The following is a 13,055-nucleotide window of genomic DNA, read 5'->3' on the forward strand; positions in this document are numbered from 1 at the left end:
TACTAGTAAGTAGGATACGATGTTAAGTAGTTGTCTTTCCGTTTACTTTTCCTTGTTTTATGCAAAGGTAGTAGTTTGACTAGCAATGTAAGTGGGGCGGTCATTGGCGCCACTTCGGCGGTGGTGGATGGCTTCCGCAATGAGCCAGACAGGAAGTGCGCCTGGCTGTCTCATTACTACGCCTACCACGTGCAGCCGCCTACGTTAGATTATGTGTAGGACAGTTCAGATACTTGTTTTGCAAGAATAGAAACTAGTACTATCCAGTCACTGGTTTGATCTACTATAAACCACAACCGAACTTGGTAAATACTTAGTAGCGCAGGCACAACTGCGGGGTCGGCCGTGGCCGTGAGACAACTAGCAGCTCCACCGCTAGTTGGCTCACGGCTGGAGGCAATCCCCCACGTGCCTGCGCGGGTCCGAAAAGCAGAATCTTTACTAACTTCCTTGCCCAAGTCAACGTCGAGCAACGCCCCAATCTATCTGTTACGTACTTTTCCAACACCGAAGACTCGTACCACCCAGTCACTGATCTTCATCTTTTCTAAACCACAACCTAACTTGCCAACCACTCAGTAGCGCAGGCACAACTGCGGGGTCGGCCGTGGCCATGAGACAACTAGCAAGGCTCCACCGCTAGTTGGCTCATGGCTGGAGGCAATCCCCCACGTGCCTGCGCGAGTCCAAAGCATGACCCTCACTACTTTCCATGCACAAGCCCATGTCGAGCAACGATCCATTCTACTCTGTCAATAATTCGATAAAACCCAACATATTAATAGAATACTCGCTATCTTCCAACATTACAGTTGATTTTAGTTTTTTCTATACTATAATTAATACGTATATGGTCCTATAAAACAGGAGGGAAGAATATGGCTAATCCACATCATCTGTCGTCTTACATCGTAACATTCCATACTTTTGCATTACTTCATGGACAACATACCAACCCATACTATACAAAAGTAGTGGAAAGCGACCGGACGTTCATCGTTGAGAAAACTCCATTAGAAATCATGAGAGACTCTTGTGCGCATTACCGTTCCAACTTCGAGTCCATCATCAACAGCTCCAAGGTGGATTTAAAAAATCGTCCAAAGCCCCCGATCATGCTGACGCATTCAAATGATCAGCCGCTATTATTTTTCCCTTTACTGTCCCCTACCTTACATAAAAACACGTGGGTAGCTTATCACGCAGTAAAAGATGCTGTTCAGAACAAAGACGGCGTCTCTGTCGTTCTGAAAAACGATACGCAAATGCAACTTGATACATCGCTCGCTACCGTTTATCGGCAGATGGCCTTGTCACATATTTTATCGCAACGATTTGAAAATGCTCAGGAGCAGTTACGCAGTTCATATTATATGATCATGGACCCGAAGAGCTCCGATTCACCAATTTCCTGAGATACAAATTTAACAGTTCTTCCGATCGATTACGTAAGCGTACATTCAAATAGCGACGTATATCTTGATAGCCATCATGTAAAAATACATATTCCGTAAACAATTCATCTGTTGAACGGCGTACTACTTTCATTTTGTGCTTATGCAAATACATAGCTGTCATTTGTAAATCAGTGGATACGGCATGCATCGTTTCGTCTAGCAAATTAAGGTAGGGACTTTTCAGTTTGAACGGCACCTTCTCCAATAACTGACGATCACGTTCCATAATCGTCAATAGCATGGGCAGATAAATATAGTTCTCTAAATAGGGCATTGCCTCCGCGGGGATCAAAGGCACAGAAATCGCCTCCTTACAGAACATATGTTCCTACACCGATTATAATTCCTTTAGCGCAGAAAAGCAAGTACTCATAGTATGGCTTTTTTTTGCATAAAAAAACTTCCAGTTGTCAGTACTGGAAGTTTTGTCACAAAATCGATATTTATAATTGTTTATTGGTTCCCTGGCTCATCTCCGATAAAGTGGATGGAGAACACTTTCCACTCACCGTCTTCTTTATTGAACACAGTCACTTGACGGCCTTCAGGTGTATTTTCTACTCCTGTCTCAATATCCGTAAATGTCGTTTTTAACGTAGAAAATAACTGTGCACTGTCTTCTTTATATTTTACAATCGTTTCATTGTCTACTTCGCGTTTCATTGTAGTATTCTCAAGCATTTCTTCTGTAGCTTGACGCTCTTCATCTAAGTCATAGCCTTTAGGAGAAAGTGTAGCCAGATACCCTTCGACATCCTGATTGTTCAGCGTCTCGATATAGTTGTCAAAAGCAGCTAGAATTTTTGTTTTTTCTTCTTCGGGTACATCTACTGCTTCTTCAACTTCGTCGCCAGCCATGCTGAACCCGACTTTATTATCATCTATTCCATGATCGATTGCACCACTACCCGGTGCTGCTTCGCCGGTTTCTGGATCATTTTGTTTTGTTTCATCTTGGTTACCACATGCACCTAATACGAGTACCAACGCCATGGACGCGACTGCGATTTTTTTCTTCATATGCCCCTCCTACGTAGAGAAAAAGGCCTTCAGCGTGCAAAGACCTTTTTTCATTTTTAATTATTTTACTTCTACCCAACCATTTTTAATTGCTGTCACAACAGCCTGTGTCCGGTCATTTACACTCATTTTTTGTAGAATGCTCGAAACGTGATTTTTTACTGTTTTTTCTGAGATGAATAGCGTTTCACCAATCGTCCGGTTACTTTGGCCATCTGTCAGCAATTGCAGAACTTCACATTCACGCTTCGTCAATAAATGAAGTGGACGACGAATATCGTTCTGTTGGAAGGATCCTTTATGTTCTCTTTCGCTTAAACGACGGAATTCAGATACCAAGTTATGCGTGATTTTCGGGTGCAAGTATGAACCGCCATTCGCTACTACTTTGATTGCTTGTACAATTGCATCTGCATCCATTTCTTTTAGCATATAGCCTAGTGCACCTGTTTTCAAAGCATGTGTAACGTATGATTCATCATCGTGGATCGATAGCATGATAACGCGCGCATCAGGGAATTCTTTAACTAATTGCTCAGTTGCGTCTACACCATTCATGCGTGGCATATTAATATCCATCAGCACTACGTCTGGCTCATATTCTCTGTACAACTCCACTACTTCTACTCCATCGTCGCCTTCTGCTACTACGCTAAACGATTCTTCAAAATCTAAAATTCGTTTAACTCCTTCACGGAACAATTGGTGATCATCTACTATCAAAATTTTCGTCGCTTCCATATCCTATTCCTCCCAATAATTACCTTACTTACAGTTCTTTGTCCAGCGGAATTTGGAAAAGTATCGAAGTACCTTCCCCGACTTTCGAGGTGACCTTCATTTTCCCTTTCAACAACTCCACACGCTCTTGCATTCCTATTAAACCAAAAGATTTCTCTTTTACTTCTTTTGTATCAAAACCTAGACCTTGGTCTTTGATCAATATATTGACGGTTTCACGCAACCATTCAATTTTCACCCATATTTCATCAGTTTTCGCATGCTTGATGCTATTATTTACTGATTCCTGTATGAGACGGAAAACACCTACTTCAAAATTGGAAGCAAATCGTTTTTCTGCTCCATTACTTTGAAAGTTAATGATTAGCGGAGCCTCGTATTCACTAATGGTCGACAAATATTTTCGTAATGTCGGAACAAGTCCCAGATCATCCAAAGCCATAGGCCGCAAATCGTAAATGATACGGCGCACTTCAGATAGCGCTCCTCTGACCATTTCTTTAAGGTAAGAAAGTTCTTTCATCGCTTGTTCTGGACCATGCTGGACAAATGTTTTTTCGATTAAACCTGAACGCATCAAGACATTTGCCAGCATTTGAGCTGGTCCGTCATGAATGTCACGTGATAATCGTTTCCGTTCTTCTTCTTGCGCTTGAATAATCTGGACCGCAAAATCTTGTTTCTGTCGGGCCGTTTCTAGCGCTGTACTTACATTTTTCAAATCAGATGTCAAATATGTGATCACAGTGGTTACTTGATTAACTAGTTGATCCGCTCTTTCAATTGTAGAAAGCAGCAACGTTAGTCGTCGTTCGAGTTCATCCCGTTTTTCACGAAGTTGCTTCTCCTCCATTTTATTGATGGAGGCACGTACAAGCAAGTCATTTGCCACACTATATGCTTGTTTCACTTCTTCTTCGCTATACGTTATAAAGTCTTTTGATACAGTAGCCAGACGTTTCCGTGAGTGGCGTGACAATCCCTCTAAAGAATCACCTTCTGTTATCACATGAGAAATACTTTCTTTCACTTCTGCTAACTCTTTTTGCATTTCTTCAAAACTTCGGCGGCTTTGTTCACTAATTAAGAAAATGTCGCTTTTCGAACGATCCATTACATTAACCATGTTGCCAAAGATTTTCTCCATCTGTTGAATGTCAATTGCCTTATCGTTCAATTATCTCCCTCCCGCACCCGTCTATGTGAAATTACGCAAAGTGAGCATTATTGCAGTTTAGCCTAAATACTTATACACTTCATATACAGTATATCATTTTAATGATGTAAAAGTATTATAAGTATATTACAAATGTAGGGGGAACGACAAATGCGAGCTAATTATAAAACCGTAAAGTTATACGGAGAGAGTGAATTCGTCATCCAAAAATCCCGTTTTCTGTCATTTGTCAAAAGAGTCGAGACGGAACACGAGGCATTGGACTTCATACAGGACATCAAAAAGAACCATCATACAGCCACACATAATTGTTCTGCATATATTATAGGAGAACATGACCAGATCCAAAAAGCGAATGACGACGGTGAGCCTTCAGGTACAGCCGGCTTCCCTATTTTGGAAGTTCTGAAAAAACAACACTTAAAAGACACCGTCATCGTCGTGACCCGTTATTTCGGCGGTATCAAACTCGGCGGCGGTGGATTAATTCGCGCTTACGGCAAAGCAGCTTCTGAAGGCATTGCCGCAACGGGTGTAGTGGAAAGAAAATTGCACGCCTTAGTGAAAACTTCTATTGATTATACTTGGCTTGGCAAAGTAGAAAACGAAGTACGTCAATCCGACTATCCTTTAAAAGAGATCGTCTATGAAGAGGACGTTGAACTCATTTTATATGTTCCTGAAGAAGAGCAAGAGATTTTTCAGGAATGGATGATGGAATTGACGAACGGTCAAGCAGTCATCGCCACAACCGGACATGAATTCTTGGAGTTCGACATCTGACTATACGTCCATTCGAAAAACAGGTATAATGGCAGAAGATGAATCGTATGAATAATAGGTCTGAATTCATTCTATGACGATGAAAAGTTATGTGAAGCTTTACCTCTATTAGTTAGAAATGACTTCCCATAGATTCGCTATCTACGGTTCTTTCTGCCGTACACCTGGAGGTATAAAATGAAAAGAGAAGAGTATAAGAAAAAGAAGGGTTCTAAAACGAAACGCTTCTTAAAAATAGCATTATTCACGTTTTTCATCGCAGCTCTAGCCGTCGCTGGCTATGCTTTCAAGTTGCATAACCAAGCGATTACCGTATTGGACCGTTCTTATGAACCGATTGCGAAGCAAGAACCAAAAGAAATATATGTAGAACCCGCAACGGATAAAGTATCGATTCTGTTAATTGGTGTAGATGAAAGTGAAGCACGTCAGGAAAGAGAACAACACGGAAGATCGGATGCATTGGTGTTAGCCACTTTGAATCCTAAAACAAAAAGCATCAAACTCGTCAGCATTCCACGTGATTCTTATGTCTACATTCCACAAGTTAACTATAAAGACAAAATCACACATGCACATGCCTATGGAGGTACTAAAGCTTCTGTTGATACAGTAGAACAACTATTTGATATTCCCGTCAACTACTATGTAAAAATGAACTTTAATGCGTTCATTGATGTCGTAGATGCACTTGGCGGTGTAGAAGTCGAGGTGCCGTACGAACGAATCGAGAAAGATGAAAATGATAAAAATGCGATTCATCTAATGCCTGGTTTTCAACGTCTCGATGGCCGCCACACATTAGCTTTAGCACGTACGCGTAAACTCGATAGTGATATCGAACGCGGAAAACGCCAGCAAATGATTCTTCAAGCGATGATCAAAGAAGCAACATCGATTACATCCATCTCAAAATACGGAGACGTCATCAATGCGCTTGGCGATAACATGAAGACCGATATGACATCAAAGCAGATGTTGTCGTTCATTCAGTATATAAAAAGCGGACTTCCCGAAGTCGATACGATCACATTGACCGGCTACGATGACATGTCGACGGGTATTTACTACTACAGGTTGGATGAGCAAAAGTTAGAAGAAGTGAAGCAGATCTTAAAGTCCCACCTCGGAATGATCCCAGACTCCTCTTCCCTAACCGAGCTAGACACAGACCAAACATCCGCGTCTGCCCAAACCGATTATCAATAGATCATTTAAAAGCGATGAGACCTAAACGGTTTTCATCGCTTTTTTGTTATAAATAGAGGTGAAAAATAGGAAGTGCAAATGAAAAGTGGTTCGGGATTTCCGTTACAGGCGGACGCGTTCCGCGGGCACGGCTTCAATCTCCTCGTCCACTTCGTTCCCTGCGGGGCTTTCAGCTCGCGCTATTCCCGCTGGAGTCGCCGCCTTCCACTACAATCCTACCTTGCAACTTTGAATAGTTTGAAAGTACATTAAAGTTACTAACTGACTTAATTTTATTCATTATAATTATTTAAGTACTAAGTTCTAATTACAGGTAGAAATAACTTTGAAGTCGACTTTGATTTTGACTCTATAAATCTCGAATACGACACTTAGTTGATCGTAAGCGCAAGGCGGCGACTCCCGATGGATCAGCCCGATCAGGTGAGACAACCAAAGAGAGCAACGCGAACTGGTTGGCTCACCGCGGGCCCATGGGAAAGCGTCCGCCTGGAGCGTCGATCAACGGCTCCCTCCCCTTCTCCTGACCTATCCTTTTCAGTTTAATCACAACAAAAAAGCCCTCACCCGCTTCGCAGCAGACAAGGGCTCTCTTTATTTATTTACCAATCATGCGTACTAAATTCAATAACGGACGATAATTCGCCCCTGCCAGACCAATCAACTCTACAAACAACTCAATCACAATCAACATAACGAAAATCAGAAGCAACGCGCCCCACACTGTCGCTTGTGAGAACAATACAGCCGCTGCGCCAAATAGAATCGCGATACCATAAATCGTCAGTACAGCTTGTCTATGCGAGAAACCTACACGCAATAAACAATGATGCAAATGCGATTTATCTGCTGCCGTAATAGATTGCTTCATGCGAACTCGTCTAACGATCGCAAAGAATGTGTCTGAGATCGGAACACCTAGCATGATAATTGGAATTACTAGTGATACGACGGCAACGTTCTTAAAGCCGAGTAACGCCAGGACCGAAATCATAAATCCAAGGAAAAGTGATCCGGTATCACCCATGAAGATTTTCGCTGGATGGAAATTATATAGTAAGAACCCTATCGAACTTGCTGCCAATATGGAAGCTGTCGCTGCAACGAAAACGTCACCCATTAATAGAGCCATTACTGTAATGGCAATCAGCGCAATAGTGGAGACACCCGCTGCCAAACCATCCAATCCATCGATTAAGTTAACGGCATTTGTGATACCGATAATCCAAATAATCGTAATGGGAATACTTAAATAACCAAAGTCAAGCTGTCCAAGAAACGGCAAGTTGATGAACTCAATTTGCAATCCGCCCCATAGTACAACGACTAACGCAGCTACTAGCTGGCCTAACATTTTTGCTTTTGCTGTTATTTCCAGCATATCGTCCAAAAAGCCAATCATGACGATCAGTACCGCACCGATTAAGATGCTTATAGCGTGCTCGTCTTTCGGCAATAATATAGCATATCCAATAATAAACGCTCCGAAAATCGCGAGCCCGCCGATTCTAGGCATGATTCTCGCGTGAACTTTACGATAATTGGGACGGTCAACCGCACCGATCCGATACGCGAATTTGATGACTAGCGGTGTTAGTATGATAGCAGCGATAAAAGCTACAGACATTGCAATGAATAACATGTCTTTCCTCCCCAATTAGCATTAAGTACATATCACCTTTTAGTATAACATAATTGTTGCTAGATTTCATTATTTAGTACGCATTACATATCTATTCCCTTACTTGCTTATATACAAACACTACTAAACACTGTCACCATGAGGAATTGTCCATTATATGTCCAATAAAAAGATATAAGTCTATTGTTCTTCTCTTTCTATATATAGATAGTCTTTTGGCGGTCTATTTGGTAAAATAGATAGGAATCTCTCATTTAGATAGAGATTTATAAAGGAGCGTTCAATTCATGTTAAAAATCTTTAAACGTAAAACTGGAACGAGTGAGCGTCAGCTGCGTAAATACCGCAAAATTGTGGAGCAAATTAATTCACTCGAGCCTAAATATATTGCTATGTCTGATGAAGATCTAACAGGAATGACAGATCAATTCAAACAACAGTTGGAAGACGGCGCAACCGTCGAGACTATCATGCCAGATGCATTCGCAGTCGTACGTGAAGCATCTAAACGGGTTCTCGGTATGCGTCATTTTGATGTGCAGCTAATCGGTGGTGCTGTATTGACGGAAGGGAACATTGCTGAAATGCCGACCGGTGAAGGTAAAACACTCGTGGCTTCATTACCTTCATATGTACGCGCACTCGAAGGAAAAGGTGTCCATGTCATTACGGTCAACGATTATTTAGCTAAGCGTGACTATGACCAAATCGGTCAGATCCATCGTTTCCTTGGATTAACTGTCGGTTTGAATGTTCCTATGATGCAAGGACCTGCCAAGCAAGCTGCTTATCAATCAGATATCACGTATGGCGTCGGAACGGAATTCGGATTCGACTACCTACGAGACAATATGGTGCAACACCCTTCTCAGAAAGTTCAACGTCCCTATCACTTCGCTATTATTGATGAAGTAGACAGCGTACTCATTGATGAAGCGAAAACACCTTTAATTGTAGCAGGTAAAATGCAAGCGGATGCGGATCTCCACCATATCGCAGCTCGCCTAGCGAAACGTTTTAAAGTCGAAGAGGATTTCGATTTCGATGAAGCAACCAAGGCTACTTCCCTTACAGAACAAGGTATCGAAAAAGTCGAGAAAGCCTTTGGTATCGGCAACTTGTATGACTTGGATCACCAAACACTTTATCACTATGTCATCCAAGCTGTCCGGGCATTCGTCATCTTCAAGCGAGATGTAGACTATATCGTGCGGGATGGCAAAATCGAATTAGTCGATATGTTCACGGGTCGAATCATGGAAGGTAGAACATTATCCGACGGTCTTCATCAAGCGATCGAAGCGAAAGAAGGCGTCGAAATTACGGATGAAAATAAAGCACAAGCTCAAATTACGATCCAGAACTATTTCCGAATGTATCCAAAACTTTGCGGGATGACAGGTACTGCGAAAACACAAGACAAGGAATTCCGCGAAGTTTATAATATGGAAGTTATTCAAATTCCAACGAATCGTCCACGTGCTCGAATCGACGCACCGGATTTCGTCTTCAAAACTACAGAAGAAAAGTATAAAGCTGTAGCAAAAGAAGTAGCAGCTCGTCATGCGAAGAGGCAACCCGTACTAGTTGGGACTACATCTATTCTCCAATCTGAAGCTGTCGCGAAATATTTACGTGACGAAGGGTTGAAGTTCCATCTATTGAATGCGAAGAGTGTTGAACAGGAAGTTTCATTGATTTCCGAATCTGGACAAGCAGGTAATATTACGGTCGCTACTAATATGGCAGGACGCGGTACGGATATCGTACTCGGTGAAGGCGTAGAAGAAAATGGTGGACTGTTTGTGTTAGGAACAGAAAAGCATGAAAGTCGTCGCGTCGATAATCAGTTGCGAGGTCGTTCAGGTCGTCAAGGTGACCACGGCGAAAGCCAATTCTATCTTTCATTGGAAGACGAAATGTACATGCGCTTCTCTCCTGAAGAGCTCGAGAAATTCTTGACGAAAGTTCGCGTCGATGAAGATGGAAAAGTACTGAACCCTGAAGTCCACGAACTGACGGAACGGACTCAACGGATTGTAGAAGGCGCACATTTCTCCATGCGAGAATACAATCTAAAGCTAGATGACGTCATCAACGACCAGCGCGAAGTCATCTATTCATTACGCAATCGCATACTTGAAGGTAACGATATTTTCGGCAAACTGAAATCGATGTTGTCAGAAACTGTTGAATTCGCCGTTCTCGACAGCTGTCCGGATAATGAAATCGCCGATAATTGGGATTTCGAACGGATCGAGCGTACAATGAATGCATTATTACTAACACCTGTCGAGCTTCCATCTTCATTAGATAGAACAGCAGATATCATGAAAGAATACGATGCAGGAATGGCAGAGTTGTTTGCATTTATCGACACTTTCACTGATAATGAACAAGTGAGTCAACTATTACCACAAGTCATGTTGAGCTATCTCGACACGATGTGGGTCAAGCATTTAGAAGTCATGACACGCCTAAAAGAAGGAATTGGATTGCGTTCGTACGGACAGGAAGATCCTATGCGTATTTACCAGCGTGAAGGCTTGCAGTTATTTGCCAAGCACTATCAACGCCTGCGCCGGGATATTGCGTCCGAAATTATCGCATTCATGAAGCAACTTAATACACAACAACAGGAGGTTTCCCAATGAAACTCTTCAATCGATTTAAAAAGACAGAGAAAACTGGATTAGATAGTACAGTAGCATCCGAAGAAATTCTTGAGAACGGCCAGGCTGGATCAGGTAATGAGGATATTGAAACAGAATTATCCCTTCATTCACAATGGACGTTAACGCAAGAGCAGGAATATGTTTTCCGATTCCTAGCAAATGAACTAGAACCATTAAAACCAAACCAGATTTCCTTATCAGGTATTGATATCGATTTAGAACCTGCAAACGACAGTTGGTTAGTCAAAGCATTCTTCCGCTCTTCACTTGATCAAGCAATCACTGTAGGAGAAATCGAGTTATTATTACTCGATGAAGAAGGTAACACAGCAGCTTCTGCAGAATTTGATTTGAATGAATTAGGCGAAATCCCAGCGCGCAGTGCACGTCCATGGGTATTCGTTTTCGAAAAGAAAGATCAATTGACGGAAGAAATTCCAGCAACGAACTGGAAGCTAGCATTCAACGTTCACTCTATGATGCCACACCAATTGGAACTTGCACCCACATGGGAAGAGCAATTGCCAGCTGAACAGAAAGAAGCTTTGGCTGAAGTAGTCAACGGTCTTCCGAAGTTGAAGCCACGCGAAGTGAATATCGCTGGTTTCCAAATCCAATCACAAGACGACGATACGATCGCTGCATCAGTATTCGTTCGTAATGGTCACTCCAAGCAAATCAATATTGAAAAGTTGCCACTTGAGTTGATCGATGCAACAGGAGATTTGGTTGCTCGTGGAACATTCGACCTTAATCCTCCACTATCGGTGAAGGCGAACAGCACGACTCCTTGGACATTCATCTATCCAAAGGAATTGGTAAAGAAAGACGAACCGGATTTCTCTCGATGGACAATCCGCGTTCCACAAGACGCAACGAATTAAGACATGCCGTATAGGAATGGGTCTCCCCCTCTCCTATACGGTTTTTTCGCACAAAAAAATCGATTTTCCAATGAAGGAAAATCGATGTCTCTTCTATTAAATACCCGCAACTCGCTTTGCACCCATATAGCGTTTGCCCCAATAAGAATCATTTACTCGATCCACGCGCACACCTTTAGATGTAGACGCATGTGCGAACTTGCCGTTACCTACGTAGATTCCTACGTGAGAAACTCCACGGCCCGTCGTGTTAAAGAATACTAAATCGCCATTACGTAGGCTCGCTTTCTTTACTGCGCGTCCTGACGCATACATGTCACGGGAAGTACGTGCTACTTTCAAGCCATTTTGTTTGAATACGTAGCCAACATAACCCGAGCAGTCGAATCCAGCTCTTGTTGTTCCGCCGTAGCGATATTTGATGCCTGTTAAACTAGTTGCTGTTTTAGTGATGCTTGTCGTTTTCCCAGCCGCTTCTGCCTGTCCTGTAAATGGTGAGACAATTAGTAGTGTGGAAAGTGCTAGGACTGATAGTACTTTTTGCAATAGATTCATATGTTCCTCCGATGACAGTATGTATTTTTGCTAGCTTGGTTGTTTCTGTTATATTTACTTTAGCATTTAATAATCTATTGTTTTGTTACAGTCATGTAACAGGATTGTTTCAAATTCAGTTAATTTGTTACGTTTGAAATATTTGTGTCTGATTCTGACAGCTTGTAGGCGTTGTTGGGTCGTTGCTCGACATTGACTTGATCATTGAAAGTAGCGAGTGTCATGCTTCGAACTCGCGCAGGCACGTGGGGGATTGCCTCCAGCCATGAGCCAGCTGGCGGTGGAGCTGCCAGCTGTCTCACGGCCACGGCCTACCCCGCAGTTGTGCCTGCGCTACTGAGTACTTATCAAGTTTGGTTGTGGTTTAGAAAAGATGAAGATCAGTGAATCGGTGATATCTTTCTTCGGTGTTGGAAAAGTACGTAACAGATAGATTGGATCGTTGCTCGAGTTTGGCTTGGTCATTGAAAGTAGTGAGGGGCATGTTTTGGACTCGCGCAGGCACGTGGGGGATTGCCTCCAGCCATGAGCCAGCTGGCGGTAGATCTGCCAGATGTCTCATGGCCACGGCCTACCCCGCAGTTGTGCCTGCGCTACTAAGTACTTACCAAGTTGGATTGTGGTTTATAGGAGATCAAAACAGTAACTGGATAGTACTAGTTTCTATTCTTGCAAAACAAGTATCTGAACTGTTCTACACATTATCTAACGAAGGCGGCTGCACGTGGTAGGCGTAGCAATGAGACAGGCAGGCGCACTTCCTGTCTGGCTCATTGCTACGCCTACCACCACCGCCGAAGTGGCGCCAATGACCGCCCCACTTACATTGCTAGTCAAACTACTACCTTTGCATAAAACAAGGAAAAGTAAACGGAAAGACAACTACTTAACATCGTATCCTACTTACTAGTA

General features: G+C 42.6%; 16 protein-coding genes. 8 read left to right on the top strand and 8 right to left on the bottom strand.

The window, feature by feature from the left end:
- Positions 1-57 precede the first annotated feature (57 nt).
- Both Q7P97_RS02565 and Q7P97_RS02570 read right to left on the bottom strand, forming a co-directional pair.
- A complete protein-coding gene (locus Q7P97_RS02565) occupies positions 58-189 on the bottom strand; it encodes a hypothetical protein (protein ID WP_303966146.1) in 132 nt (43 codons plus the stop codon).
- A gap of 20 nt (positions 190-209) precedes the next feature.
- Positions 210-473: a hypothetical protein gene (locus tag Q7P97_RS02570; RefSeq protein WP_303966148.1), complete on the bottom strand. Its 264-nt coding sequence runs from the start codon at positions 471-473 to the stop codon at positions 210-212.
- Between the two features lie 405 nt (positions 474-878).
- On the opposite strand from Q7P97_RS02570, the gene Q7P97_RS02575 reads away from it, so the two are divergent.
- Entirely contained in the window at positions 879-1,415 is a 537-nt protein-coding gene (locus tag Q7P97_RS02575; protein ID WP_303966149.1) for a competence protein ComK, read from the top strand.
- Here the strand turns inward: Q7P97_RS02575 and Q7P97_RS02580 are convergent.
- From Q7P97_RS02580 to Q7P97_RS02595, 4 genes are all read right to left on the bottom strand, one after another.
- Positions 1,378-1,755 carry a YhjD family protein gene (locus Q7P97_RS02580; protein ID WP_303966153.1) on the bottom strand — a complete coding sequence of 126 codons (378 nt, stop codon included), beginning with the start codon at positions 1,753-1,755 and terminating at the stop codon, positions 1,378-1,380. The genes Q7P97_RS02575 and Q7P97_RS02580 overlap by 38 nt on opposite strands.
- A 155-nt stretch (positions 1,756-1,910) precedes the next feature.
- Positions 1,911-2,477: a nuclear transport factor 2 family protein gene (locus tag Q7P97_RS02585; RefSeq protein WP_303966156.1), complete on the bottom strand. Its 567-nt coding sequence runs from the start codon at positions 2,475-2,477 to the stop codon at positions 1,911-1,913.
- 60 nt (positions 2,478-2,537) lie between these two features.
- Positions 2,538-3,218, bottom strand: a complete 681-nt coding sequence (locus tag Q7P97_RS02590) for a response regulator (RefSeq protein WP_303966159.1) — start codon at positions 3,216-3,218, stop codon at positions 2,538-2,540.
- A gap of 28 nt (positions 3,219-3,246) precedes the next feature.
- Entirely contained in the window at positions 3,247-4,395 is a 1,149-nt protein-coding gene (locus Q7P97_RS02595) for a sensor histidine kinase (RefSeq protein ID WP_303966160.1), read from the bottom strand.
- Between the two features lie 150 nt (positions 4,396-4,545).
- On the opposite strand from Q7P97_RS02595, the gene Q7P97_RS02600 reads away from it, so the two are divergent.
- Positions 4,546-5,178 carry a YigZ family protein gene (locus Q7P97_RS02600; protein WP_303966163.1) on the top strand — a complete coding sequence of 211 codons (633 nt, stop codon included), beginning with the start codon at positions 4,546-4,548 and terminating at the stop codon, positions 5,176-5,178.
- 177 nt (positions 5,179-5,355) lie between these two features.
- Complete coding sequence (locus tag Q7P97_RS02605) at positions 5,356-6,387, top strand: LCP family protein (protein ID WP_303966166.1); 1,032 nt, start codon at positions 5,356-5,358, stop codon at positions 6,385-6,387.
- A 598-nt stretch (positions 6,388-6,985) separates the two neighbouring features.
- On the opposite strand, the gene Q7P97_RS02610 is transcribed toward Q7P97_RS02605, so the two are convergent.
- Positions 6,986-8,029: a glycosyltransferase family 4 protein gene (locus tag Q7P97_RS02610; RefSeq protein ID WP_303966168.1), complete on the bottom strand. Its 1,044-nt coding sequence runs from the start codon at positions 8,027-8,029 to the stop codon at positions 6,986-6,988.
- 287 nt (positions 8,030-8,316) lie between these two features.
- Here Q7P97_RS02610 and secA2 point away from each other — a divergent pair, with 287 nt between their 5' ends.
- Positions 8,317-10,683, top strand: a complete 2,367-nt coding sequence (secA2, locus tag Q7P97_RS02615; protein ID WP_303966170.1) for an accessory Sec system translocase SecA2 — start codon at positions 8,317-8,319, stop codon at positions 10,681-10,683.
- Positions 10,680-11,588: an accessory Sec system S-layer assembly protein gene (locus Q7P97_RS02620; RefSeq protein ID WP_303966172.1), complete on the top strand. Its 909-nt coding sequence runs from the start codon at positions 10,680-10,682 to the stop codon at positions 11,586-11,588. The genes secA2 and Q7P97_RS02620 overlap by 4 nt, the downstream gene beginning before the upstream one ends.
- Positions 11,589-11,684: 96 nt before the next feature.
- On the opposite strand, the gene Q7P97_RS02625 is transcribed toward Q7P97_RS02620, so the two are convergent.
- Entirely contained in the window at positions 11,685-12,143 is a 459-nt protein-coding gene (locus Q7P97_RS02625) for a C40 family peptidase (RefSeq protein WP_303966175.1), read from the bottom strand.
- A gap of 222 nt (positions 12,144-12,365) precedes the next feature.
- Here Q7P97_RS02625 and Q7P97_RS02630 point away from each other — a divergent pair, with 222 nt between their 5' ends.
- The 3 genes from Q7P97_RS02630 to Q7P97_RS02640 all read left to right on the top strand — a co-directional run bounded on the left by Q7P97_RS02630 (position 12,366) and on the right by Q7P97_RS02640 (position 13,053).
- Complete coding sequence (locus Q7P97_RS02630) at positions 12,366-12,530, top strand: hypothetical protein (protein WP_303966177.1); 165 nt, start codon at positions 12,366-12,368, stop codon at positions 12,528-12,530.
- 95 nt (positions 12,531-12,625) lie between these two features.
- On the top strand, positions 12,626-12,874 hold the full coding sequence (locus Q7P97_RS02635; protein ID WP_303966180.1) for a hypothetical protein: 249 nt from the start codon (positions 12,626-12,628) through the stop codon (positions 12,872-12,874).
- Positions 12,868-13,053, top strand: coding sequence for a hypothetical protein (locus Q7P97_RS02640; RefSeq protein ID WP_303966183.1), 186 nt, complete (start codon positions 12,868-12,870; stop codon positions 13,051-13,053). The genes Q7P97_RS02635 and Q7P97_RS02640 overlap by 7 nt, the downstream gene beginning before the upstream one ends.
- The last annotated feature ends 2 nt before the right edge of the window (positions 13,054-13,055 follow it).

Origin of the sequence: Sporosarcina ureae (genome assembly GCF_029267015.1) — a bacterium.
Classification (GTDB): domain Bacteria; phylum Bacillota; class Bacilli; order Bacillales_A; family Planococcaceae; genus Sporosarcina; species Sporosarcina ureae_D.

Bases quoted from the DNA above. Each gene is read 5' to 3' on its own strand.
- Q7P97_RS02610 (WP_303966168.1), bottom strand. From the start codon at position 8,029: ATGTTATTCATTGCAATGTCTGTAGCTTTTATCGCTGCTATCATACTA.
- Q7P97_RS02625 (WP_303966175.1), bottom strand. From the start codon at position 12,143: ATGAATCTATTGCAAAAAGTACTATCAGTCCTAGCACTTTCCACACTA.
- Q7P97_RS02630 (WP_303966177.1), top strand. From the start codon at position 12,366: ATGCTTCGAACTCGCGCAGGCACGTGGGGGATTGCCTCCAGCCATGAG.
- Q7P97_RS02635 (WP_303966180.1), top strand. From the start codon at position 12,626: ATGTTTTGGACTCGCGCAGGCACGTGGGGGATTGCCTCCAGCCATGAG.
- Q7P97_RS02575 (WP_303966149.1), top strand. From the start codon at position 879: ATGGCTAATCCACATCATCTGTCGTCTTACATCGTAACATTCCATACT.
- secA2 (WP_303966170.1), top strand. From the start codon at position 8,317: ATGTTAAAAATCTTTAAACGTAAAACTGGAACGAGTGAGCGTCAGCTG.
- Q7P97_RS02590 (WP_303966159.1), bottom strand. From the start codon at position 3,218: ATGGAAGCGACGAAAATTTTGATAGTAGATGATCACCAATTGTTCCGT.
- Q7P97_RS02620 (WP_303966172.1), top strand. From the start codon at position 10,680: ATGAAACTCTTCAATCGATTTAAAAAGACAGAGAAAACTGGATTAGAT.
- Q7P97_RS02600 (WP_303966163.1), top strand. From the start codon at position 4,546: ATGCGAGCTAATTATAAAACCGTAAAGTTATACGGAGAGAGTGAATTC.
- Q7P97_RS02585 (WP_303966156.1), bottom strand. From the start codon at position 2,477: ATGAAGAAAAAAATCGCAGTCGCGTCCATGGCGTTGGTACTCGTATTA.
- Q7P97_RS02605 (WP_303966166.1), top strand. From the start codon at position 5,356: ATGAAAAGAGAAGAGTATAAGAAAAAGAAGGGTTCTAAAACGAAACGC.